This window comes from Salifodinibacter halophilus, from assembly GCA_012999515.1.
Lineage (GTDB): Bacteria > Pseudomonadota > Gammaproteobacteria > Nevskiales > Salinisphaeraceae > Salifodinibacter > Salifodinibacter halophilus.
In genome coordinates this window covers 1-286 of record JABEEB010000164.1, presented here as the reverse complement: position 1 = coordinate 286, position 286 = coordinate 1, and the positions used below count along the sequence as shown (strand labels likewise).

Genomic DNA, 286 nt, shown 5'->3' with positions numbered 1-286 from the left:
CTACAACGGATAGATGAATTTCAAACAACTCCTCGCCGAGGACGACGCGGTATCGCCGGTCATCGGCGTTATCCTCATGGTCGCCATCACGGTGATTCTCGCGGCCGTTATCGGGACGTTCGTCCTCGGTCTCGGCGACCAGGTCGGCGACACTGCTCCGCAGGCGAGTTTCGGGTTCGACTACAACGGCACCGCCCTCACGGTCACCCACGAAAGCGGTACTTCCATCGACGCCTCGCAGGTCAACGTCACCTCTACGGTTGCCCTTGACAACTCCACGTGAACT

General features: G+C 59.8%; 1 pseudogene. It reads left to right on the top strand.

What is annotated here, in order from left to right:
* Nucleotides 1–13: 13 nt before the first annotated feature.
* Nucleotides 14–280 (top strand): annotated as a pseudogene (locus HKX41_11160) (type IV pilin N-terminal domain-containing protein).
* The last annotated feature ends 6 nt before the right edge of the window (nucleotides 281–286 follow it).